This is a genomic window from Nocardioides limicola (genome assembly GCF_016827675.1).
GTDB classification, from domain to species: Bacteria; Actinomycetota; Actinomycetes; order Propionibacteriales; family Nocardioidaceae; genus Nocardioides; species Nocardioides limicola.
In genome coordinates, this window is the sequence record NZ_JAERJA010000009.1 from 1 (window position 1) to 18,379 (window position 18,379).

Annotated in this window: 22 protein-coding genes; 15 read left to right on the forward strand and 7 right to left on the reverse strand. The window is 68.7% G+C overall.

Annotated elements, in window-relative coordinates; genetic code table 11:
• Positions 1-735: IS256 family transposase (locus tag JKG67_RS14230; RefSeq protein WP_203338000.1), on the forward strand; the 735-nt coding region annotated here is incomplete at its 5' end.
• A gap of 436 nt (positions 736-1,171) precedes the next feature.
• Positions 1,172-1,507, forward strand: coding sequence for a hypothetical protein (locus tag JKG67_RS14235; RefSeq protein WP_203338001.1), 336 nt, complete (start codon positions 1,172-1,174; stop codon positions 1,505-1,507).
• A gap of 191 nt (positions 1,508-1,698) precedes the next feature.
• Here JKG67_RS14235 and JKG67_RS14240 read toward each other — a convergent pair whose 3' ends face one another.
• Entirely contained in the window at positions 1,699-1,869 is a 171-nt protein-coding gene (locus JKG67_RS14240; protein WP_203338002.1) for a hypothetical protein, read from the reverse strand.
• Positions 1,870-1,915: 46 nt separating this feature from the next.
• On the reverse strand, positions 1,916-2,497 hold the full coding sequence (locus JKG67_RS14245) for a cob(I)yrinic acid a,c-diamide adenosyltransferase (RefSeq protein ID WP_203338003.1): 582 nt from the start codon (positions 2,495-2,497) through the stop codon (positions 1,916-1,918).
• Between the two features lie 52 nt (positions 2,498-2,549).
• Here JKG67_RS14245 and JKG67_RS14250 point away from each other — a divergent pair, with 52 nt between their 5' ends.
• From JKG67_RS14250 to JKG67_RS14285, 8 genes are all read left to right on the forward strand, one after another.
• Positions 2,550-2,897: a PadR family transcriptional regulator gene (locus JKG67_RS14250; protein WP_203338004.1), complete on the forward strand. Its 348-nt coding sequence runs from the start codon at positions 2,550-2,552 to the stop codon at positions 2,895-2,897.
• Positions 2,894-3,595: an HAAS signaling domain-containing protein gene (locus JKG67_RS14255; protein WP_203338005.1), complete on the forward strand. Its 702-nt coding sequence runs from the start codon at positions 2,894-2,896 to the stop codon at positions 3,593-3,595. The genes JKG67_RS14250 and JKG67_RS14255 overlap by 4 nt, the downstream gene beginning before the upstream one ends.
• A gap of 43 nt (positions 3,596-3,638) precedes the next feature.
• Positions 3,639-5,642 carry an ethylmalonyl-CoA mutase gene (locus tag JKG67_RS14260; RefSeq protein WP_203338006.1) on the forward strand — a complete coding sequence of 668 codons (2,004 nt, stop codon included), beginning with the start codon at positions 3,639-3,641 and terminating at the stop codon, positions 5,640-5,642.
• A gap of 94 nt (positions 5,643-5,736) precedes the next feature.
• A complete protein-coding gene (locus tag JKG67_RS14265; RefSeq protein WP_203338171.1) occupies positions 5,737-5,928 on the forward strand; it encodes a hypothetical protein in 192 nt (63 codons plus the stop codon).
• A 67-nt stretch (positions 5,929-5,995) separates the two neighbouring features.
• Complete coding sequence (locus JKG67_RS14270; protein WP_203338007.1) at positions 5,996-7,693, forward strand: hypothetical protein; 1,698 nt, start codon at positions 5,996-5,998, stop codon at positions 7,691-7,693.
• A gap of 35 nt (positions 7,694-7,728) precedes the next feature.
• On the forward strand, positions 7,729-8,736 hold the full coding sequence (locus JKG67_RS14275) for a hypothetical protein (protein ID WP_203338008.1): 1,008 nt from the start codon (positions 7,729-7,731) through the stop codon (positions 8,734-8,736).
• 54 nt (positions 8,737-8,790) lie between these two features.
• Positions 8,791-9,315, forward strand: a complete 525-nt coding sequence (locus tag JKG67_RS14280) for a ferritin (protein WP_203338009.1) — start codon at positions 8,791-8,793, stop codon at positions 9,313-9,315.
• Between the two features lie 34 nt (positions 9,316-9,349).
• Positions 9,350-10,258, forward strand: coding sequence for an FAD-dependent oxidoreductase (locus JKG67_RS14285; RefSeq protein WP_203338010.1), 909 nt, complete (start codon positions 9,350-9,352; stop codon positions 10,256-10,258).
• On the opposite strand, the gene JKG67_RS14290 is transcribed toward JKG67_RS14285, so the two are convergent.
• Positions 10,247-10,894, reverse strand: a complete 648-nt coding sequence (locus JKG67_RS14290; RefSeq protein ID WP_203338011.1) for a DUF952 domain-containing protein — start codon at positions 10,892-10,894, stop codon at positions 10,247-10,249. The two genes, JKG67_RS14285 and JKG67_RS14290, sit on opposite strands and share 12 nt — an antisense overlap.
• 33 nt (positions 10,895-10,927) lie before the next feature.
• Positions 10,928-11,473: a DUF1990 domain-containing protein gene (locus JKG67_RS14295; RefSeq protein WP_307816580.1), complete on the reverse strand. Its 546-nt coding sequence runs from the start codon at positions 11,471-11,473 to the stop codon at positions 10,928-10,930.
• Between the two features lie 31 nt (positions 11,474-11,504).
• Between JKG67_RS14295 and JKG67_RS14300 the strand changes: the two genes are divergently transcribed.
• Positions 11,505-12,062 (forward strand): hypothetical protein, encoded by a 558-nt coding sequence (locus tag JKG67_RS14300; RefSeq protein ID WP_203338012.1) that lies wholly within the window; start codon positions 11,505-11,507, stop codon positions 12,060-12,062.
• Here the strand turns inward: JKG67_RS14300 and nucS are convergent.
• Positions 12,059-12,736, reverse strand: a complete 678-nt coding sequence (nucS, locus tag JKG67_RS14305; RefSeq protein WP_203338013.1) for an endonuclease NucS — start codon at positions 12,734-12,736, stop codon at positions 12,059-12,061. The two genes, JKG67_RS14300 and nucS, sit on opposite strands and share 4 nt — an antisense overlap.
• 120 nt (positions 12,737-12,856) lie before the next feature.
• Here nucS and JKG67_RS14310 point away from each other — a divergent pair, with 120 nt between their 5' ends.
• A complete protein-coding gene (locus JKG67_RS14310; RefSeq protein ID WP_203338014.1) occupies positions 12,857-13,276 on the forward strand; it encodes a hypothetical protein in 420 nt (139 codons plus the stop codon).
• Positions 13,277-13,492: 216 nt separating this feature from the next.
• Positions 13,493-14,659 carry a 3-hydroxyacyl-CoA dehydrogenase NAD-binding domain-containing protein gene (locus tag JKG67_RS14315; RefSeq protein ID WP_203338015.1) on the forward strand — a complete coding sequence of 389 codons (1,167 nt, stop codon included), beginning with the start codon at positions 13,493-13,495 and terminating at the stop codon, positions 14,657-14,659.
• 56 nt (positions 14,660-14,715) lie between these two features.
• On the opposite strand, the gene JKG67_RS14320 is transcribed toward JKG67_RS14315, so the two are convergent.
• Entirely contained in the window at positions 14,716-15,297 is a 582-nt protein-coding gene (locus JKG67_RS14320; protein WP_203338016.1) for a DinB family protein, read from the reverse strand.
• An 82-nt stretch (positions 15,298-15,379) separates the two neighbouring features.
• On the opposite strand from JKG67_RS14320, the gene JKG67_RS14325 reads away from it, so the two are divergent.
• Both JKG67_RS14325 and JKG67_RS14330 read left to right on the forward strand, forming a co-directional pair.
• Positions 15,380-16,333 (forward strand): helix-turn-helix transcriptional regulator, encoded by a 954-nt coding sequence (locus JKG67_RS14325; protein WP_203338017.1) that lies wholly within the window; start codon positions 15,380-15,382, stop codon positions 16,331-16,333.
• Between the two features lie 4 nt (positions 16,334-16,337).
• Positions 16,338-17,108, forward strand: coding sequence for an alpha/beta fold hydrolase (locus JKG67_RS14330; protein ID WP_203338018.1), 771 nt, complete (start codon positions 16,338-16,340; stop codon positions 17,106-17,108).
• 15 nt (positions 17,109-17,123) lie between these two features.
• Here JKG67_RS14330 and JKG67_RS14335 read toward each other — a convergent pair whose 3' ends face one another.
• Entirely contained in the window at positions 17,124-18,377 is a 1,254-nt protein-coding gene (locus JKG67_RS14335; protein WP_203338019.1) for a pyridoxal phosphate-dependent aminotransferase, read from the reverse strand.
• Between the last annotated feature and the right edge of the window lie 2 nt (positions 18,378-18,379).

Consider the following 18,379-nt stretch of genomic DNA (forward strand, 5'->3'; position numbering starts at 1 on the left):
GTGATCATCATCGATGCGATCGTGCTCAAGGTCCGCGAGGGCAGCGTCGCCAACCGGCCTGTGTACGTGGCGATGGGCGTGAACCTCGACGGCTTTAGGGATGTTCTGGGCATGTGGGTCGGCCCCTCGGGCGGCGAAGGAGCCAAGCAGTGGATCAACATGCTGACCGACCTGAAGAACCGTGGCATCCTCGACGCATGCATTGTCTGTTGCGACGGCCTCAAGGGTCTCCCGGAGGCGATCAACGCGGTCTGGCCCCAAGCGGTCGTGCAGACCTGTGTGGTGCACCTGGTCCGCAACAGCCTGCGGTACTCCTCCAAGCAGCACTGGCAGAAGATCACCGGGCAACTGCGTCGGATCTACACCGCGCCGACCGTGGAGGCCGCGGAGTTCGAGTTCGAGATCTTCGCCGAGGAGTGGGAAGTGAAGTACCCGGCGATGATCAAGCTGTGGCGCAACGCGTGGGCCGAGTTCGTGCCGTTCCTCGACTTCCCCGTCGAGGTCCGCAAGATCATCTACACCACCAACGCGATCGAGTCCCTCAACGCCCGGTTCCGGGCCGCGACACGGCGGCGCGGGCACTTCCCCGACGAGCAGTCCGCGCTCAAGGTCCTCTACCTCGCCGTGCGGCATCGCGAAGTGAACCGGCCCAACCCCAGCGGCCGGATCGCCGGCTGGAAGAACATCCTCAACGTCTTGTCCATGACCTACGGCGACCGCCTGGGTCTCAACTGAGCCGATGCCCACTTACACAAAGTTTCCGACAGACCCGCGATATTGGCTGGGCGCACGAGTATGGCTTGATCAAGCACGGCACCTATGCTGAAGCGCAAGATTCCAGGCGTGATCGAGCCAACAATGCCTACGCGCTCAGGTGGTACGCAGGCAATTCTGGCCTTGTTCGAGGATGGTTCAGGGCAGCGTCGGGGATGGAGACGTTCTTGCGTCGAATAGGCGCCCATGCGGACTGGCTGTTCAGCCGGGGTGCGGGGTATAGGCTTTGACTTCTTTCGATGCGCAAGTTCCGGTTCCACGATCGAGGCGCCGTGTGTGTATGGCTGGGGGTATCGTGGTTGGAGTCGTACTAGGTTTTGGGCTCTCGGCTGCTGTGGATTGGGTCCGCCAACCCGTCGACTGCCACGAACGTCAGGTGGCGGCGGATGCTCTTGCAGTGCTTGACGTGTTCTACTCGCCACCCCTCGCAGCGTTGAAACTTTCTGGGTCGTGCTCGGAGTCAGTACTGAACTATTACGGGGTGGAGGCTCGTATCGATGCGAGCGACGCTGCCGAAGCGGTAGAGGTGCTACGGCGCTTGCGATGCGATGATCATGAGATCGGTCCTGTCGTGGAGGAAGTCGATGCTGTCGCGGACGCTCATCTGCAATGCCAACTGCCCGAACTTGGGTTAGTGAGAATCGCCGTCAATCCCGGCGGGATCGAGCCTTCTGAACGCCCCGGAGTTGCCATCTGGATGACGTTCGTTGGTTCAGTCTCAACTGGTCAGTGAAGTAGCGGCTGTGGGCGAACTTGATCGGCACGACTGCCCTCACCACTTACGATGCTGCTGGACGCTTGGCCACACAGAGCGATGGTCTCGCCACGTACACCTACACCTACACCTACACCTACGGCCTGAGTTGGGTCACCTGAACTGATTTGCGAGTGGCAGATCTCGCTGACCTGCGACGATGCGTGCGGTTAGTGTGCCGTCAAGGCACTAAATAGGGATCGGTAGGATCGCGCCGTGGCGTGGGTTCGGCGGGTTCGTACGAACAGGATGTAGGCCATCGCCAGGAACGTGGTGGTGCCGGCCACCGTCTCGACCCGGTACGACGATCCCTGATTGCTGATGCCGAAGAAGCGGTCCACGGGGCGTAGTTTGGCAGAGACCCGGCGCTGTGAGGTGACGCGGGCGTTACGACTCGCCGCGCTCGCCGCCCGGCACCCACAGCACGTCGCCCTGTTCGCGGTTCGCGTACCTGGCCAGGATGAAGAGCAGGTCCGAGAGCCGGTTCAGGTAGGTGATCGCCAGCAGATTCATCACCTCGGCGTGCTCGGCGTACGCAGCCCAGGCCGACCGCTCGGCACGGCGGCACACGGTGCGGGCCACGTGCAGTTGCGCCGCTGCCTGGGTACCGCCATTGAGGATGAACGAGCGCAACGCGGGCAGGTCCGCGTTGTAGTGATCGCACCACTCCTCGAGCCGGTCGATGTAGGACTGCTCGACCCGCAACGGCGGGTACTCGGGGTTCTCCACGACCGGGGTGGACAGGTCGGCCCCGACATCGAAGAGGTCGTTCTGGATCCGGGTCAACACCGTGACCACGTCGGGCTCCAGTGCGCCGGTGGCCACCGCCACCCCGATCTGAGCATTCGTCTCGTCCACGTCGGCGTACGCCGCGAGGCGGAGATCGGTCTTGGCCGTCTCGCTCATGTCGCCCAGGCGGGTGCTCCCGGCGTCGCCGGTGCGGGTGTAGATGCGGGTGAGGTTGACCATGGGTTCACGGTAGCGCTTGCGTTTAGTGGCGTCACTGGGTACCTTGTCTCGCATGGTACCCAGTGACGACGCCATCCTCACCCACCTGAGACGTGGTGCGTTGGAGTACTGCGTGCTGGCCACGTTGGCCGACGGCAGTCGCTACGGACTCGACCTGGCGCGCAGCCTCGGCGGGGACGGGCTGCTGCTGGCCAGTGAGGGCACCCTGTATCCGCTGCTCGCCCGACTGCGGAAGGCCGGCATGGTCTCCACGATCTGGCAGGAGTCGGCCGAAGGGCCACCCCGTCGGTACTACGAGCTCACCTCCAGTGGCCGCGAGGCGCTGGACACCTTCGTCGGAGTCTGGCCCAGATTCCGGAACGCAGTCGATGACATCGTTGAAACGGGAGGAACCCCATGAACGCCACCGAACACCCCGAGGTGATCCGCTACCTGGACGCGTTGACGTCACTGCTGACGCCACTGGACCCCGCCGATCGGGCTGAGGTGCTCGCTGGGGTCCGCGAGCACCTTGAGGCAGCCGTGGCTGAGCGCCCCACCGAGGTGGCGCAGGTGCTGGCCGAGCTCGGCCCCCCGGAGTCGGTCGCCCGAGCGGCGTACGCCGAGCACGGTGGGCCCGCCGCTGAGCCGACCCGCGCCGCCGACCGGGCGGCGGTGCCGGTGGTGGTGGCGCTGCTGCAGCTGCTGGGCCTGCTGATCCTGCTGCTGAGCTACGTCGCCTTCGCTCCGGTGGTCACCACCACCTCCGAGGAGGTGAACGGAGTCGTCAGTACCGAGGTGTTCTACCCCGCCGGCGCCGCCATCCTCGGGGCCTTGGCGGCCGGCGTGTTCGCGCTGCCCCTGTGGCTCGCCGCGGCCGTCCTGGTCGGGCTCTCCGGGCTGTGGTCGCGTCGGGAGAAGCTGCTCTGGATGGTGCTGCTGCCCGGCTCCGCCGCGCTATTGGGCGGGCTGCCGGACCTGGGCTGGCAGCTCCTGGGTGAGACCGGCCTGACCATCGGCGCCCTGACCGGCACGGTGCTGGTGGTGGTGGCCGTGCCGCTGCTGGTGTGGCGGCTCACCGCTCGCGGCCGGGAGCAGTGTCGGATTCACCACACCTGAGACCAGTGGCTCGGGTGTGGGATTCGGCATACCCTGACTCCTCATGAGCACTCCTGAAAAGGATCGCCCCTGGGTGATGAGGACCTACGCCGGCCATTCGACCGCCGAAGCGTCCAACGAGTTGTACCGCACCAACCTCGCCAAGGGGCAGACCGGACTCTCGGTCGCCTTCGACCTGCCCACCCAGACCGGGTACGACCCGGACTCGCCGCTGGCCCGCGGCGAGGTCGGCAAGGTCGGCGTACCGGTGCCGCACCTGGGCGAGATGCGCAAGCTCTTCGACCAGATCCCGCTCACCGGGATGAACACCTCGATGACCATCAACGCCACCGCGATGTGGCTGTTGGCGATGTACCAGGTCGCCGCCGAGGAGCAGAACCCCGACCTGTCGCCCACCGAGGTGGCCCATCAGCTCGCCGGGACCACGCAGAACGACATCATCAAGGAGTACCTGTCCCGGGGCACCTACGTGTTCCCGCCGGAGCACTCCTTGCGGCTGATCAGCGACATGATCGCCTACACGGTCCACCAGATCCCCAAGTGGAACCCGATCAACATCTGCAGCTACCACCTGCAGGAGGCCGGCGCCACGCCCAAGCAGGAGTTGGCCTACGCGCTCTGCACCGCGATCGCCGTCCTCGACGCGGTCCGCGACGCCGGCCAGATCGACGAGGCCGACTTCGAGAAGGTGGTCGGCCGGATCAGCTTCTTCGTCAACGCCGGGGTCCGGTTCGTGGAGGAGACCTGCAAGATGCGGGCCTTCGTCGAGCTCTGGGACGAGATCACTCGGGAGCGGTACGGCGTCACCGACCCGAAGATGCGCCGGTTCCGCTACGGCGTCCAGGTGAACTCGCTCGGTCTCACCGAGGCGCAGCCGGAGAACAACGTCCAGCGGATCGTGCTGGAGATGCTCGGCGTGACCCTGTCCAAGGACGCCCGGGCCCGCGCCGTACAGCTGCCGGCCTGGAACGAGGCGCTCGGGCTGCCGCGTCCGTGGGACCAGCAATGGTCGCTGCGCTTCCAGCAGGTGCTCGCCTTCGAGTCCGACCTGTTGGAGTACGACGACATCTTCAACGGCTCGCACGTGATCGAGGCGAAGGTGGCCGAGCTGGTCGCCGGTGCCCGCGAGGAGATGGACCGGGTCCAGGCCATGGGCGGTGCCATCGCCGCGGTCGAGTCCGGCTACATGAAGGAGGCGCTGGTGTCGGCTCATGCCGAGCGCCGGGGCCGGATCGAGTCCGGTGACGAGATCATCGTCGGCGTCAACAAGTTCACCACCACCGAGCAGTCCCCGCTGACCGCGGATCTGGACGGCGCGATCCAGACCGCCGACCCCGAGGCCGAGCGGGCCGCCATCGCCTCCGTCGAGGCCTGGAAGGCGCAGCGCGACGACAACGCGGTGGCCGAGGCGCTGGCCCGGCTGGCCGCCGACGCCAAGAGCGACGTCAACCTGATGGACGCCACCCTCGCCTGCGCCCGCGCCGGGGCCACCACCGGCGAGTGGGCCGGCACTCTGCGCGAGGTTTTCGGCGAGTTCCGGGCTCCCACCGGCGTCGCCGGAGCCGTGGGTGTGGCCGACGCCGGCGCGGAGCTGTCTGCGGTCCGGGACCGGGTGCAGGCCACCGGTGAGGAACTGGGCGGCCGGTTGCGGCTGCTGGTCGGCAAGCCGGGGCTGGACGGGCACTCCAACGGCGCCGAGCAGGTCGCGGTCCGGGCCCGGGACGCCGGGTTCGAGGTCATCTACCAGGGCATCCGGCTCACCCCGGAGCAGATCGTCGCCGCGGCGGTGGCCGAGGACGTGCACTGCGTCGGGCTGTCCATCCTCTCCGGCTCCCACATGGAGTTGGTGCCGGCGGTCCTGGACGGCCTGCGGGAGGCCGGCCTCGACGACGTACCGGTGATCGTCGGCGGGATCATCCCCGACACCGACGGCAAGGCATTGCTGGGACAAGGTGTGGCGGCCGTCTACACGCCCAAGGACTTCGGGCTCACCGGGATCATGGACGGCATCGTGGACGTGATCCGCAAGGCCAACGGCCTCGCCTGAGGCTCGTCGACCGGCCGGGGGAGTGGCCGGTCTCACGTCCACACGGTGAGATTCAGGTTAGGCATACCTCATTAGGTTGGCCTAACCTGTGTGTGTGGCCAAGAAGAAGACCAACGCGGTGCAGCCGAAGGTGAAGTGCTGTGTCAGCAAGTCACGCTGCAAGCGCTGCCCGATCCGACTGCTCAAGGAAGGCAACCTGCCCGACGGGTACACCGTCAAGAAGCGGGCCCTGGTGCGAGTCGACGGCAAGAAGGTCACCAAGAAGCAGCTGCAGAAGGCCGCCTGAGGTTTCAAACGCTTCCGGGCTGGGTATGCCAAGGTGACACTTGTACGCCCGAACACCGAGGAGCCCGATGAGCGGCCCGGAGACCATCCACGCAGAGATGACGTCCGGCAACTTCACGACCATCACCGGCGTGGAGACCGCTGTCGCAGACGTGATGACCGAAGTCAGTGCCAACGTCGCCCTGATCAGATACGCAGCGGACAAGCCCGACTGGGTGAGCCCGGGTCGGCGAACCCGTTTCAACATGGAGGCGTGGACCACTAGGGCAGCCGCCGAGGTTTCCTTCGTCCGCCTCAACCGGGCCGAGTTGGCTTTGCGGATGGTGGCGGACTCGTACCGCTGGATGGTCGAGGCCGCCGACCATGTCATCGGGCAATGGCGAGCACAGAAGCCGCAGATCACCAGCGCAGCGCACCTGCTCCTCTTCCGGGCCGCAGTGATGCTGGCGCAGCGCGGGATCCAGCAGGTGTACCGCGACCGGCTCGTCGAGGCACGCGACTTCGTGGTGAGCGACCCGCTGTCGGAGCAGCTGAGTGAGTGGCTCAAGCATGGCCTCAGTCGGAGCATGCGTCACGACCTTGAGACCCCTATCAACCTCGGTCCGATCATCCCGAACACCCTGGCCACCGGTGACGACGACGGATGGATCCCCCAGGGGCTGGGCTACGACCCGGCGACCGGTCTGTTGCTCCAGGCGTCATACCAGAAGGTGGGCGACGGCTTCGACCAAGCGCAACTCTCCCTGGTCGACCCCGACACCGGGAGGCTGATCAACACAGTCGGACTCGGCGAAGCCATCGATCCCAGCGGTCCGCACAACGTGGGGCCACCGGACCACGCCGGTGGGGTCGCCGTGCACGGCGACACGGTTTGGGTCACCTCGTCGGGGAAGCCGCCGCACGTCTACCCGTACTCGATGACCCAGTTGCGCGAGGCGGCGCCCGGGGCCACAGTCAAGCCGTCGGCCGACCGGCAACAGGTCGCCGCTGGCGCCACCACCACCATCGTCGGCAACACCCTGTATGTCAGCACCTTCGCCAAGGAGACCCCTGGCAGGCTCTACACCTACACCTGGGACGAGCGGACCGGCAGTTGGGTCGATGAGCGGGGCCCGTTCCCGAGCCCGCCGCAGACGCAGGGCATCGCGGTCAAGGGGGACACCATCGTCTTCAGCACCTCCTATGGCCGCCACCATGCCAGCACTCTGCAGAGCTATCCGCTCAGTCAGGTGCTGGGTCGCGAAGGATCACTCGGTGAGCCTCTCGAGACGGTGGAGTTGCCGAACATGACCCAGGGTGTGGTTGCCCTACCGGATGCGTTGTTGACCACCACTGAGGCCGGGGCGGATTCCTTCTCCGCTCCCACGGGCGGCTCGTTCGAGTCGCTGTGGGCGCAGATGAAGATGACGGTCACCCCCTACGCCGAGGTCGGCCTCGACGGGCATGGCATCGAGGTCGAGCCGGCCACGCTCACCGAGGCGAGCAGCCTCTTCCGAGAAGCCGAGAACGGCCTCGAGACGGCCCGCAAACGGATCGAGAGCCTGGCCCTCCCGCCCGCGAGCCTCGGCGTTGTGCCTGGTGCGGTCGAGTTCGCCGGTGCCGTGGGCGAGCACCTCGACGAGACCGCGCGCTGGCTGGAGGAGAGCCGTGTCAGCGCCGACATCACCGCCGATGATCTGGTCGCTGCCGCCCGCGACTACGAGGAGACCGACGCCGGCGTCGGGGGGATCTTCGGTCGGCTCCGCGACCTCTTCGGTGAGTCGTGAGCACCGCGCGGGGCGCATATCGTGCGCTGAGTCTGGTGGCTCTGCTCGTCGGGCTGCTGCTGGGGTCGTGTGCGTCGGAGGGTGGTACAGGAGCCTCGTGGCCGACGGCTGTGAACCCCGTCGAGCAGGCCGAGCCGATGTGGGTGACTGGCTCGGTGCTGCACCTCGGTGACGGCACCCGGCTCGACCTGGGCCACCAGGTGCTGCGCTTCGTGGCCGCTGGCGGTGGCGTCTACTTCGTGAGCTCCGACGAGGAGGCTCGCGACCTGGCAGCCTCCGAGTCCGACGGGATCCCCGCGGCGTACCTCTTCTTCGCCGACCGTGATGGCGTCCAGGACACGGGCGCCCGGATCGATTGGCGCAGCCTGCATGCCTCCCCGGACGGGCGCTACCTCGCCTACATCGACCGGGTCTCGGGGCCGACCGAGCAGTACGACTACCCGGTCGCAGAGGCGGTGATCATCGACCTGGAGCGAGGGCACGAGGTCGTCCGAAGCCGGCAGGGGATGGGGTGGGAGAGCGATGACCCCGATCATGTCCCCGACCTGCCGTGGCTCTACGAGGAGTCGCCCCCCGGTGTGCTTGGTGTCAGTAACGAGTTCGCCTGGGTTGCCACCACCGAGGGCGTACTCGCCGTCGACCTGGCTTCCGGCGGCACTGCCTGGGTGGCAGACGAGGAGGCGCTGCCATGGACTGCCCCACGCTATGACGATCCGTCGATCCGGTACCCGGGACCGTGGAACACCGAGGGCACCTGGGCGATCGCGACGACCCACCCACGGAGTCACTTCGTCTCTGCTGACGGGGACGTGCTGGTCCCCGAGGCGCCTGGCCCGAGTTGGGGCTTGAGTCGCTGGCTGGACGAGACCACCGCGTTCGGGGCGGTGGTCGACGAGGCACCGACCGAGGCGGGCTGGGCCGACACCGACGCGCTCGCCACCTGGATCACCTGCACGGTGCCGGACGGGGTCTGCCGCCCGATTCCGGGCGCCGAGGGCATCGACCGGCTCGAGGTGCTTCTGCCGCATCCCAGCCAGCCATGAAGGTCTCTCGACCGGAGTCCGGCTCGGCGGCACCTGGCAGATAGGCTCTGGCTCATGACTGCGTCTCCCTTCGCTGACCTGCTCAATGCCCAGATCGGCAACGAGCTGGCCGCTCACAACCAGTACCTCGCCTGCGCCGTCCACTACGACGGTTTGACGATGCCGCAGACGGCGGCGTTCTTCTACGCCCAGGCGCTCGAGGAGCGCGACCACGCGATGATGATGGTGCAGTACCTGCTCGACACCGACGCCGACGTGCGTATCCCCGCCGTCGACGCGCCCACCTCCACCTTCGACGGCGTCGTCGAGCCGGTCGCTCTGGCGCTGGAGCAGGAGAAGCGAGTCACCCAGCAGATCAATGCCTTGGTGCGGACCGCACGCGAGAGCGACGACTACGCCGCCGAGCAGTTCATGGCGTGGTTCGTCAAGGAGCAGGTCGAGGAGGTCGCCACCATGAGCGACCTGCTGGCCGTGGTCACCCGCAGCCAGGATGACCTCAACGACATCGAGGAGTACGTCGCCCGGGAGACCGGCGGCGGCGACGCGGACCCGACCGCACCCCCGGCCGCCGGAGCCTGACCCACTCGGGCGCCGGATGCGGCACACTCGACCCATGTCGCGTGTGACCGTCGTCGGCGCCGGGGTGATCGGCCTCAGTTGTGCGGTCCGGTTGCTGGAGGCCGGCTACCGGGTCGACGTACTGGCCCGTGACCTGCCGCTGGAGACCACCTCGGCGGTGGCGGCCGCCATCTGGTACCCCTACCGGGCGCTGCCGCAGCAGCGAGTGAGCGCCTGGTCGCAGACGACGTACACCGTCTTCGACGCCCTCGCCGACACCGACCCCGAGTCGGGGGTGGTGATGCGTGAGGGCACCGAGGTGTTCGCAGCGCCGACCCCGGACCCGTGGTGGTCCGACGCGGTGCCCCGGCTGGCCCGCGAGTCGCTGCTGCCGACCGGATTCGCGGACGGGTGGACCTTCCGGACTCCGGTGGTGGAGATGCCCATCTATCTGGCCTGGCTCGCGGCCAGGGTCCGGGAACTCGGCGGCACCCTCACCCGGATCAGCCTGCGCGGGCTGCCCGAGCCGGCCCCGGGCAACGTGATCGTGGACTGCGCAGGACTGGGAGCCAGGATGCTGGCAGACGACTCGAGCCTGGTGCCGGTGCGGGGACAAGTAGTGCGGGTTGCCCAGTTCGGCTTGGAGCGCTGGTGGCTCGACGCGTCCGGGCCGACGTACGTGGTGCCCCGCAGCAACGACGTCATCGTCGGGGGCACCGACCAGGAAGGGGAGTGGAGTCGTACGCCGTCCCCGGAGACCGCCGCTCAGATCCTGGACAGGGCTCGCAGGCTGGTGCCGGCGCTGGCCGATGCCGAGGTCCTCGGCCATCGGGTGGGGCTGCGCCCGGTGCGGCCCGCGGTGCGACTCGAGCGGGTCGGGGATGTGGTGCACTGCTACGGGCACGGGGGCGCCGGGGTCACCTGCTCGTGGGGGAGTGCCGAGGAGGTCGTCTCACTGCTGTGAGGAGCCCGGGCATGGCCGGGGGCGCTCGATGCTGCGCTCCCTGGCACGGACCAGTCGGGTCGCGATCAGCGTGCCCACGACCAGCACAGCGATCGCCGACCAGAACCCGGCGTGGGGGCCGAGGGTCGTCTGTGCGGCGATGCCGACCGCCCCAGCGACGGTGATCACGCCGAAGCCGAGCGCGATCCGGAAGATGATCTCCTCGAGGAAGAGTTGCATGAAGCTCTTCGACGGCTGCTCACTCGAGGGCACCGGAGCCGTGACGCCGAGGGGGGCCGCCGGCTCGGCGGGGGCGTCCGCCGAGTCGGCCGCGGGTGCCGAGCCCAGGTCGATCACCTGGACCACGGCGTCGACGTTCACCGCGCCGTAGATGTGCGGGAACGTCTCTCCGGTCGTCGGGTCGCCGATCTCGTCGATGACCGGTGCGGTGAGTCGCTCGGGGTCGATCACCAGCAGCACCAGCGGCTCGTCCACGTCGCTGTAGAGGGCGTCGCGGATCCGTTGCCACTGGTCACCCCGGGAGGCATGGATGAACCCGACCTCGGCCAAGGAGGCGCCCCGCGTGGAGCCGACGTACTGGCCGTCGCTGCGTGCCTGGGCCCACTCGGCGGCCGTGCAGAGATGGAAGATCCGCACGTCAGAACGGCCCTCCCTCGCGATGGTGGCTGCTCACCGTCTCCTCCTCGGACGCTCCGGGTCGATCGCCCGAAGATACCGCTGGGTGAAATGGTCCTGGGCCCGGCGGCTCAGCGGCCCGCCGAGTCGGGCGAGCCTGGTGGCGGGGCGGGAGAAGGCCCGGATCGTGAAGGTGGCTTCGTCGTCGTGGCGGGTGAGGACGAACGCTTCCTCGCCGGACTCCGGATGGCCGGGCAGCGTCCCGTAGGCGAATCCGACCCGATCCGGCTCCTCGATCACCGAGACGACGCGGCACACCGCGTCGATGCCCAGCAGGCTCGGTCCCACCCGCATGCTGACGACCTCGTCGGGGGCGACCCGCGGCGCCGAGGAGCGGACCCGAAGCCCGGCGCGCTCGTGCATGCCCCAGGTCATCAGCAGTTCGGCTGCCCCCTCGAACGCACCCCGAGGCAGCGTGGTGGAGTGCGCGAGGTGTCGGTAGCCGGGCGGCATCGCGGAGGCGGTGGCGCCGACCTCGGAGTAGGTCAGCGGCAGGGAGCGAAGCCTGATTGCCGCGCCTTCGCCGAGCAGGGCTACCACCGTTCCTCCTGCCTCCCGAGCATCGTGGCTGGTGTGGGCCTCGATGACGCCGCCGTGCCAGACTCTAGCGATGCGCCCTGGGACAGTCGTGCTCGGCACGAGGCCGGAGGTCGTCACGCTGACCGAGTTGAGTTTCAGTTGGTTCCGCACGAAGGAAACCCGCCAGGAGTGCGCGTACGAAGGGTGGACCGTCGACGGCGTACCGCTTCGTCAGTTGGTGTCGTTCCCTCCGAGCCCGATGGTGCAGCAGGTCACGCCGATCAGGAATGGTCAGGCGAATCACGGCTACGAGGCCGACTACCTCCGTGCGATCCTCGCCGAGGAGCCTCCGCCCGAGTTCGCCGTGATGCCTGATGGCCGGGTGCCGTTGCTGATGTGCGAGGCCGATCTCCATCTGTACTGCGGGACGCTGACGGCCGAGATCGTCCGTGGCGATCGCGTTGTGGTGTGGCGTGACTTCGCCTGGCAGGTCTGTCAAGAGCCGATTGCCGAGAATGCCGGTGAGTTGTCCGCGTTGACCTTCACGTTCGACCGGCACCAGTACGACGAAGTGGTACGGAACCTCCTCGATCGAGCGCTGAGTTCCTAGAAGAGACGCTCGGTGGGGTCGTCCAGCCCGCGCAGGGCGTCGTAGTCGACCACGGCACAGGTGATGCCGCGGTCCTCGGCGAGCACCCGCGCCTGGGGCTTGATCTCCTGGGCGGCGAAGATGCCGCGCACCGGCGCCACCAGGGTGTCCCGGTTCAGAAGTTCGAGGTAGCGGGTGAGCTGCTCGACACCGTCGATCTCGCCGCGGCGCTTGATCTCCACCGCGACCGAGGCGCCCGCCGCGTCGCGGCACATCAGGTCCACCGGTCCGATCGGGGTCGGGTACTCCCGCCGGACCAGGATGAGTCCGTCGGCCAGGGTGGCGGGGTGCTCGGCCAGCAGGACCTGCAGGTGCTTCTCCACCCCGTCCTTCTGCAGTCCGGGGTCGATGCCCAGCTCGTGGGAGGTGTCGTGGTGGATCTCATCGATCAGGATCCGCAACGTGTCGTCGCTCTTGGGGTTGGTCACCGTCCACTCGGCCCGGCCGTCGTCGGCGGTGCCCTCACTGAACGTGCACGGGGGGCTCATCCAGTTGAGCGGCTTGTAGGAGCCGCCGTCGGAGTGGATGAGCACCGACCCGTCCCCCTTGAGCATGATCACCCGATCCGCCATCGGCAGGTGGGCGGTGAGTCGACCGGCATAGTCGACCTGGCAGCGAGCAACGACGAGACGCACGGGAGCCGAGGCTACCCGAGTTCCAGCGCGCTGTGGTCCTCGCCCGTGCCGGTGCGGTTCCGCCACGAACCGGATGCCGAAGCGACGTTCAGGTGCGAGACTGAAGCGATGGATCCATCGATGAAGATCACCGTGAACGGGGTGGAGTACACCTCCTGGGAGCAGATGCCTCCCGAGGTGCGGGCAGCGCTGTCGCAGGCGCTCCCGGATGCCGACGGCGACGGGGTCCCCGACCTCCTCCAGGGCGGGTCCGCACTCGATGCGTTGCGGGGGCTCGGTGAGGGCAGCATCACCACCTCGGTCTCGTCGTACACCGTCGATGGCACGGAGTACTCCTCGGCCAGTGAGTTGCCCGAGCGGGTACGACGCGCGCTGGAGCAGGCGGGGGTGCTGCCGCCCGACGCGGCCACGGCGCCGCTCGGGACGCCGGTGGCACCTCCAGAGGCTCCTGCGGCTCCCCGGCAGACGATGCTCAACGGCGAGCCGTTCGACCCGTCCGCCGAGCCGAAGCGGAAGCGTTGGTGGCAGTTGGGCCACTGACCTGGCGCCGTGGCCTCGATACATCGGCTCGTTCCTCGCCGACACTCGACCACCGAGGAACTTGGGCGTCCTCGCCGACACTCGACCACCGAGGAACTTGGGCGTCCTCGCCGACACTCGACCAGCGAGGCGCTTGTGGCGACCGGGTCGGTCGGGGAGCGTCCGAGTGCTGAACTGGGGATTACCGGCCGGTAGCAGGCGTGGCACGCTTCGGGTATGAGCGACCAGACCACCCTCCGCGACACGCTGATCCTGCCGTACCTCAACCACGCCGCGCGCATGTTCGAGTCGGGCTATGCGTCCGCGACCGACATCGACAACGCGATGCGTTTCGGGTGCGGCTACCCGCAGGGTCCGTTGGCGACCATCGACGAGCTCGGTGTCGCGGCGGTCCGCGACCAGCTCGCCGCCCGGTTCGCCGAGACCGGCGACAACCTGCACCGGCCTGCCGACGTACTGGAGAAGCTGGTGGCCGAAGGCTCGACCTTCGCCGAGTCCGGCGCCGCAGGCGGAGCCGCCGCCCCGGAGCTGAAGCAGTCGATCTCGAAGGTCGGCGTGGTCGGCACCGGCACCATGGCGTCGGGCATCGTCCAGGTCTTCGCGCAGGCCGGGTACGACGTGGTCTTCGTCGGCCGCGGCGAGGACAAGCTCGCCGGTGTCCGGACCTTCATCGAGAAGGGGCTCGGCAAGCTGGTGGAGAAGGGTCGCCTGGAGGAGGCCGACAAGGAGGCCACCCTGGGTCGACTGACCGGCTCCACCACCCGCGAGGACCTGGCCGACGTCGACATCGTCGTCGAGGCCATCGCCGAGGACCTCGCCATCAAGACCGAGCTCTACAAGGACCTCGACCGGATCTGCAAGCCCGGCGCGATCCTGGCCACCACGACGTCGTCGATGCCGATCACCAAGCTCGGTGAGGCGACCACGCGCCCCGAGGCCGTCATCGGGATGCACTTCTTCAACCCGGCGACCATCATGAAGCTGGTCGAGGTCGTCACCACCGAACAGACCTCGGCCGAGGTCAACGAGACCGTGCTCGCGCTCTGCGCCAACGTCAAGAAGGTCGCCGTCTCCTGCGGTGACCGGTCCGGGTTCATCGTCAACTGCCTGCTCTTCCCCTACCTCAACGACGCGGTGAAGCTCGCCGAGTCGGGGGTGGCGAGCATCGACGAGATCGACGCGGCGATCAAGGAGACCACCGGCTTCCCGATGGGCCCCTTCGCGCTCCTCGACGTGGTCGGCAACGACGTCTCGCTGGCCATCCAGAAGGAGCTCTTCGCCGAGTTCGGTGAGCCCGGCTTCGCCCCGGCCGCCACCCTGGAGGCCAAGGTGGCCGAGGGTGCCCTGGGCCGCAAGACCGGTCGCGGGTTCCACACCTACTGAGTCACATCGTCGCGAGCTCCCGTCCGATCAGGACGGGAGCTCGCGGCGTCCTCGGATCAGGCGGCCGGTCGCCACGGCTTGAGCCAGGGCGTCTCCGGCCAGCCCTCGTAGCCGGCGATCAGCTCATACATGGTGGCCCCGTCGATCGACTCGCGGATCAGGTCGGCGTGGCCGGCATGGCGTGCCAACTCCTCGATCAGGTGGAACCACACCCAGCGAACCGACCAATGCGCGACGTCCTTGGGGAACCAAGGCACGTCCGGAACCGGAACCGGAGTGTCCAACGGGAGTCGCTCGACAGCCTCGAGTACGTCGGCGCAGACCTCCTCGTAGGCGGCCAGCGCGTCAGCCGGGTCATCGCTCGGGCCCCAGACGAAGTCACTGCCATAGGCGGACTCGGCCTCCGGCACCGGCGGAGCCAGTTCCGGGGCAGCCAAGGCGTCCCTCAGCCACCCCCGTTGAGCGGCGGTCACATGCTTGAGGAGCCCGCCCAGGCACAGTTCGCTGGGTGCGTGGCGACGGCCGAGGGCCTCATGGTCGAGGCCGAACACCACGGCACGGAACGCGTCCTGTTGCTGGAGGAGGTAGGTGCGCAGGGCGCTGCGTTCGTCGGTCACGGGTGGGGCGGGGACGGGCATCGGAGACTCCTTCTCTCGGGTGATCCCAGTCTCCCGTAGAAACAGGACAGATCCTGTCCTCTATGCATGGCAGGGTGAACCCATGAGTGAGACCACCACCAGGCTGTTGCGCCTGCTCGCGCTGCTTCAGCAGCGACCGGTCTGGACCGGCCCGGAGCTGGCCGAGCGGCTCGGTGTGACCACCCGCAGCATCCGCCGCGACGTCGAGCGACTCCGAGTGCTCGGCTACCCGGTGCACGCACAACAGGGCGCCGGCGGTGGTTACCAACTCGGTCGTGGCAAGGAACTGCCGCCGTTGCTGCTCGATGACGAGGAGGCGGTGGCCACCGCGATCTCGCTGCGACTGGCCGCCGGAGGCACGGTCACCGGGGCCAGCGAGGCCGCCCTGCGGACCCTCGCCAAGCTGGACGCGGTGATGCCTCCGCGGCTGCGTTCGGAGGTGCACGCGATCTCCGAGGCCACCGACATCCTGCTCGGCGGGTCGATCGAGGTCGACGGCGAGGCGCTGCTCCGGCTGGCTCGGGCCTGCCGCGACCAGGTCCGGGTCCGCTTCGACTACACCACGAGGGACGACCGGGCCGCCGAGCGTCACGTCGAGCCGGTCCGGCTGGTGGCCACCGGGCGACGGTGGTACCTGATGGCCTTCGACCTCGACCGTGACGACTGGCGGACTTTCCGGCTGGACCGGATGGGCGAGGTGCGGGTCGGCACCTGGCGCTTCCAGCTCCGCGACCATCCGGACCCGCTCGAGTACGTGCAGCGCTCGCTCAGCCAATCGGCGTACCCGACCACGGCGCAGGTGCGCGTCCAGGCGCCGGCCGCGGTCCTCCGCGACCAGGTGTCGCCGGCCGCCGGGGAGGTGGTCGAGGTGGACGAGGCGAGTTGTCGACTGCTGCTCGGGTACGACGACCCGGAGTGGCTGGTCTGGTACCTGCTGCGACTGGGTCATCCGCTGCGGATCGAGCAGCCACCGGAGCTGGCGGGCGCCGTACGCGACATCTGCGCGCGGGTGCAGGCACTGGCAATGCCAGACTGACCCCGTGCTGCACACCACCACCCACGGCGACGCGGGCAGCGCGGTCGTCTTCTGTCACGGGCTCTTCGGCCAGGGCCGCAACTTCACCCAGCACGCGAAGTCCCTGGCCGCCGACCACCGGGTGCTGCTGGTCGACATCCCCAACCACGGCCGCTCGGCGTGGACCGAGCGCTGGGACTTCGTCGCCGCCGCCGACGAGGTCGCGGAGCTGCTGGACCCGGCCACCCCGGTCACGCTGGTCGGCCACTCGCTGGGCGGCAAGATCGCGATGGTGCTGGCGCTGCGCCACCCCGAGCTCGTGCAGCGGCTCTGTGTGGTCGACGTGTCACCGGTGCCCTACGCCCACGGCGAGGAGTTCGCCGGCTACATGGACGCGATGCTCGCACTGGATCTGAGTGCGCTGCAGCGGCGCGAGGACGCCGACGCCGCCCTGGTCGAGGCGGTCCCGAATCCGGTGGTGCGCGGCTTCCTGTTGCAGAACCTGCGCCGCGACGGTGACGGCTGGTCGTGGCAGTTCAACCTGGCCCTGCTGCGGCGGGATCTCGAGACGCTCAGCGGCTGGCCGGGTGACGAACTGGCCGGGCTGCCGCCGTACGACGGCAGGGTGTTGTGGATCGCGGGCGAGCGGTCCAACTACATCACCGAGGAGTACGCGTCGGTGATGGAGGGCTACTTCCCGCGCACCCGGCGGGTGACCATCAAGGACGCCGGTCACTGGGTGCACTCGGAGCAGCCCGAGGTCTTCATCGAGGTGCTGCGTCGCTTCACCCGCTGACCGGCCGCTGCCGGTTCAGGGTGAGCCGAGCAGGTCGTCCAGTGCCTCGGAGAAGCGATCCAACTGAGCCGAGATCCACGGCAGCGCCAGCGGGTCGTCGGCCTGCAGCGAGGCGAGTCGCTCGGTGTCACTCTCGCCGTACAGCATGCTGGTGGTGAACCGGACCCGGAGCGCATCGACCGGGCCTTCGAACTCCGGCGCCGGCACCGAGCCGAGACCATGCTGGTCGACCAGCCATCGGGACAGCCCTGCTGCGTCGGTGATGCCGCGCCGGGCGAGCGGCTCGGCCAGTTCGGCGAAGTCCGGGTAGACATAGAAGCCGGCCTGCGGGTCGGGAAGCAGTGCACCCACCGTGCGGAGCCGGGCGGCTGCGGACGCAGCCACCTGGCCATGCAACCGGGCGCTCGCCAGGATCCGCTGCCGCAACTCCACCGGCTCGGCGAACGCATCGGCAGCCACGTGCTGCACCGGTAGCGGCGCCGCGGACCAGATCTCGCTGGCGATGGTCAGCACTCGGTCGCGCAGTGCCTCGCCACGGGCGCCCGCGGGGAACCTGGCCACCCCGGTCCGCCAGCCGCCCACCGCCAGCGACTTGGACAATCCGGTGGTGACCACGGTCCGCTCGGGGGCGAACCAGGCCGGGCTGGGCACCACGGTGTCCGGGTCGTGCGGCAGGTCGGCGTAGATCTCATCGGAGAGGATCAGCAGGTCGTGCGCCTCGGCGAGCGCGGCGATCGCGGCCACCGTCGCGGTCGAGACCACCCGCCCGGTCGGGTTGTCGGCCACCGTCAGCACCAGCACCCGGGGGGCCTCCCCGGCGGCCGAGGCCTCCGCCAGCATCGCCGCCAGGCGTGCCGGGTCGGGGGCGCCGCCCTGGCCGGGCTCCACCGGCACATGCCAGACCCGCCGACCGGCCAGCGTCGCCTGGGCCGCGTAGCTGACCCAACTCGGCGCGGGCAGTGCGACGTCGGCCTCCGCGGCCAGGAGTACGGCGTACAGCAGCGCCTTGCTGCCCGGCCCGGCGACCACCTGGGCGGGGTCGGTGGGCAGGCCGCGGCGGGCCCAGTAGCCGGCTGCGGCGGTGCGTAGTTCGTCGACGCCGGCCACCGGGCCGTAGCCGTTCCTGCCGGCATGCTCGGCGAGGGCGTGCCGCAGTCGGGGGTGCACCGGCAGGCCGACCTCCCCGAAGCCCATCGGCAGCACCGGCTGTCCGGCCTGGCGGCGGGCGAGGAGTTCCTGATTGATGGCGAGCGTGGCGGAGACCTTCATGC

Bases quoted from the DNA above. Each gene is read 5' to 3' on its own strand.
- JKG67_RS14250 (WP_203338004.1), top strand. From the start codon at position 2,550: ATGGTACCCAGTGACGACGCCATCCTCACCCACCTGAGACGTGGTGCG.
- JKG67_RS14335 (WP_203338019.1), bottom strand. From the start codon at position 18,377: ATGAAGGTCTCCGCCACGCTCGCCATCAATCAGGAACTCCTCGCCCGC.
- JKG67_RS14315 (WP_203338015.1), top strand. From the start codon at position 13,493: ATGAGCGACCAGACCACCCTCCGCGACACGCTGATCCTGCCGTACCTC.
- JKG67_RS14270 (WP_203338007.1), top strand. From the start codon at position 5,996: ATGAGCGGCCCGGAGACCATCCACGCAGAGATGACGTCCGGCAACTTC.
- JKG67_RS14285 (WP_203338010.1), top strand. From the start codon at position 9,350: ATGTCGCGTGTGACCGTCGTCGGCGCCGGGGTGATCGGCCTCAGTTGT.
- JKG67_RS14245 (WP_203338003.1), bottom strand. From the start codon at position 2,497: ATGGTCAACCTCACCCGCATCTACACCCGCACCGGCGACGCCGGGAGC.
- JKG67_RS14310 (WP_203338014.1), top strand. From the start codon at position 12,857: ATGAAGATCACCGTGAACGGGGTGGAGTACACCTCCTGGGAGCAGATG.
- JKG67_RS14260 (WP_203338006.1), top strand. From the start codon at position 3,639: ATGAGCACTCCTGAAAAGGATCGCCCCTGGGTGATGAGGACCTACGCC.
- JKG67_RS14325 (WP_203338017.1), top strand. From the start codon at position 15,380: ATGAGTGAGACCACCACCAGGCTGTTGCGCCTGCTCGCGCTGCTTCAG.
- JKG67_RS14255 (WP_203338005.1), top strand. From the start codon at position 2,894: ATGAACGCCACCGAACACCCCGAGGTGATCCGCTACCTGGACGCGTTG.
- JKG67_RS14320 (WP_203338016.1), bottom strand. From the start codon at position 15,297: ATGCCCGTCCCCGCCCCACCCGTGACCGACGAACGCAGCGCCCTGCGC.
- JKG67_RS14280 (WP_203338009.1), top strand. From the start codon at position 8,791: ATGACTGCGTCTCCCTTCGCTGACCTGCTCAATGCCCAGATCGGCAAC.